General features: G+C 56.8%; 3 protein-coding genes. 1 reads left to right on the forward strand and 2 read right to left on the reverse strand.

The features are described from left to right. Positions 1-299: 299 nt before the first annotated feature. The gene (locus D580_RS16630; protein WP_155999874.1) at positions 300-851 is read right to left on the reverse strand and encodes a hypothetical protein; all 552 of its coding nucleotides are present in this window, start codon (positions 849-851) and stop codon (positions 300-302) included. Then, positions 848-1,435, reverse strand: coding sequence for a ComF family protein (locus D580_RS16460; protein ID WP_081617301.1), 588 nt, complete (start codon positions 1,433-1,435; stop codon positions 848-850). Before D580_RS16460 ends, D580_RS16630 begins: the two co-directional genes overlap by 4 nt. Before the next feature lie 367 nt (positions 1,436-1,802). Between D580_RS16460 and D580_RS0114865 the strand changes: the two genes are divergently transcribed. Continuing rightward, positions 1,803-3,200: a dihydrolipoyl dehydrogenase gene (locus D580_RS0114865; RefSeq protein WP_018955149.1), complete on the forward strand. Its 1,398-nt coding sequence runs from the start codon at positions 1,803-1,805 to the stop codon at positions 3,198-3,200. The last annotated feature ends 140 nt before the right edge of the window (positions 3,201-3,340 follow it).

Here is a 3,340-nt window from a genome sequence, read left to right on the forward strand (position 1 = left end):
GGTGAGATATGCGGGCTAGATAGCACGGGTCGGCCCCGCCCGACCGGTCAGCACTGCCGGCACCACGGACTTGGTCATCGTGATCGATCGTGTGCGACCCTGATGGCCGGGGAAGGGCGCAGAAGAGAGCATGCGATCAAGCAGGAGGGTCGCGTAGCTTATGAAGGGCATTTCGGCGACAAAATCGTGCGTCTAAGGGGATAACAGCCGGGCAAATCTAGGGCGAAAGTCTGGCGCTTCAATTACTTGGCGTGGTCCGACCCCGACATTTGTCCTGGAACGCCTTGTTGGGCGCATTATTAAAAACTGAGTACAACCTGATGTGATGCAGCCACCCTTTTTTCAAACTTTATTTTTTTATTGAGATAATCAACTAACTCAGCTGGACAGCTTGCAACTAATGAAACTACATCATCAGTCGTTTTAACCTGAATGAACTCACGAGAAGGCGAGCGGTAGACCAAAGCTGACTTACCTTGGTGAACTAGGTTTAATACGTTATTCAAGGTACCCTTGCTTTCGCCATCCCAAATCATAAAGCCGTAGTCGGCATCTAGGCTTAATTGGGCGTCTTTCATTGCATAGTAGGCAAAATCCTTTTTCTTTCCACCTGAGTCAATTGATTTGATTTGCCAGTTGCCCACATTATTTCTGCACACGCTATCCATGCAGTAGACAACTACGTCACGATATCCCTCTTCTGCGAAGAATGATTGGACAGCCTTGTCTACACCATTTGCGTCGCCTATTAGTACAGTGTGCTTGTTGGTAATTAGATTTCTCAGGCGTGTCCTGATGGCGGGGTTGATACGCCCGATATTTCTTGAACCGCCGAAGAAAACTTTACTCATCTGTGAACCCTCGTGCGAGTGATTGCCAAGACATATGCAGTCTTTGCATTGCCTTGCGACATAACGGCCTCGGTAGCCGCTTCAAGCGTAGCACCAGACCGATAGAGGTCATCTACAAGAAGTACTGTTCTGCCTTCAAGTTGAATTCTGTCAGCAGTAAATGCCCCTTCAAGTATCTGCTTGCGTTGCTCAGGGTCTGATACGGATTTTAATTCGCTTGTATTCTTGCTTTTTGACAATGCGGTTCCGGAATAATTCGTGCCTAACCCTGTCGCCAATCCCTGTGCAATTCGACTTGTTATGGTTCTCGTTGGACTTGACGGTGGAACGGGAATAATCACATCGAATTTTCCTCTTGTTTTGTCGCCAAGATATTCAATGGACACCCGTAATATTTTATCAAGGGCACTCTGATCATTTCTGTACTTGAACTGATAGAGCAACTCCCCGATTTCACTCCTGGTATTGTCGAAAATGGGGTACCCGAATTCATTATGCCCGATGATCTGGCTTGCTACCGTGTGCCAGTCAAGCACAATGCCTGCCTTCCATGGTCCTTTGATTCCTTGTGGGTGTAGCACCATCGTCAACTCCTCGTGGCCCAACTAGATTTAGATCGTAATACCATCGCATCGTATCACGGCAGATCTGTGAAATAATCTTCCATGGCCGCTGTATCCCTTTGATTCCAAAGCTCACCGCCGTGGATATGCCGCAGTAAACGTGGCGCAGCGCACAGCGGATTGGGGCAGTGTTTTCTGTGCTGGAAGCGCCTGTGTTGAACTGGCTGACGACTTAGTCGCTCGCCTAGATCTAAGGTTAGCTTACAACCACGATCTATCAATCCATTCACCCACCACACCGCCCCGATTCTCTGGTCATTCGAGACCACCTGCCGTCGGTGTACACTGATCCATTCCACTCATCCCGCAGTTATCGCAGGAGCCCACCATGCCCAGACACGTCGACGTCGCCATCATCGGAGCCGGCACCGCCGGCCTCTACGCCCTCTCCCAGGTGCGCAAGGCCACGGACAGTTACGTGCTCATCGACGGCGGCGAGCTGGGCACTACCTGCGCGCGGGTGGGCTGCATGCCGTCGAAGGTGGCGATCCAGGTGGGCGAGGACTTTCACCGTCGCAACATCTTCGACCGCATGGGTATCGAGGGGGGCGAGGCACTGAGCCTCAATGCCCGCGAGGCCCTGGAGCACATCCGCGACCTGCGTGACGTGTTCGTGGACAAGGTGCTGAGCGGCAGCACCGATGACATGGGCGAGGAGTTCATCCCCGCCCATGCCCGCTTCGTCTCGCCCACGGAGCTGGAGGTGGACGGGGACCGCATCCACGCCAAGCGCATCATCATCGCCACCGGCTCAACGCCGGTGATCCCCGGCGACTGGAAGGCCTTCGGTGATCGCGTCATCACTACCGATGAACTCTTCGAACTGGAGGAACTCCCCGGCGCCATGGCGGTGATCGGCCTGGGCACCATCGGTCTGGAGATGGGCCAGGCACTGTCGCGCATGGGGGTGACGGTCACCGGCATCGACCAGCTGGATCACATCGCTGGCCTGCAGGACCCGGAGGCGCAGAAGGCGGCCCTGGATATCCTCGGCAAGGAGATGCCCCTGTGGCTCGGCGAGGGAGCAAGCATCAACGAGCAAGACGGCAGGCTGCGCGTGACCGCCGGCGATCAGTCCGTGGTGGTGGACAAGGTACTGGCCTCCATGGGGCGCCGTCCCAACGTGCAGGGGTTGGACCTGGAGAACCTGGGCGTGCCGCTGGACGAGCGCGGTCTGCCGGCCTTCGATCCGCACACCCTGCAGGTGGGCGATCTGCCCGTGTTCATCGCCGGCGACGTCACCGGCGACCGGGCCATCCTGCACGAGGCGGGATGGGAAGGGCGGGTGGCCGGTTTCAACGCGGTACAGGACACACCCGTGGGCTTCCGCCGCCAGGTGCCGCTGGCCATCAACTTCTGCGACCCGAACATCGCCGTGGTGGGGCGCGCCTGGAATGATCTCGACCCCGACCGCACCGCCATCGGCGAGGTCAAGCTCGGCCCCCTGGGCCGCGCCCTGATCATGGGCAAGAATAAGGGGATCATCCGCGTCTACGCCGACAAGCGCGACGGCCGCCTGCTGGGCGCGAGCATGGTGGCGGTGAAGGGGGAGCACCTGGCCCACCTGCTGGCCTGGTCCATCCAGCAGGGGCTCACTGTCTTCGACCTGCTGCGCATGCCCTTCTATCACCCCTCCATCGAGGAGGGGCTGCAGTCGGCCCTGTATGACCTGAAGGGCAAGATCGAACAGCAACCTGCGGAGCCTGTGGAACTGCAGCGTATCTAGGAGCCTGTCGGACTTAGGCTGCGCCTACTGCGCCGGTGGGAGAGTGGTCCATTTTTCCGATCCTTTTCGTCAAATAGCGACGGCTATTCTCCTCAAACGATCGAAAAAATGGCCTCACTCTCCCACTCGGCTCGCTACGG

It is taken from the genome of Thioalkalivibrio sulfidiphilus (assembly GCF_000377945.1).
Classification (GTDB): domain Bacteria; phylum Pseudomonadota; class Gammaproteobacteria; order Ectothiorhodospirales; family Ectothiorhodospiraceae; genus Thioalkalivibrio_A; species Thioalkalivibrio_A sulfidiphilus_A.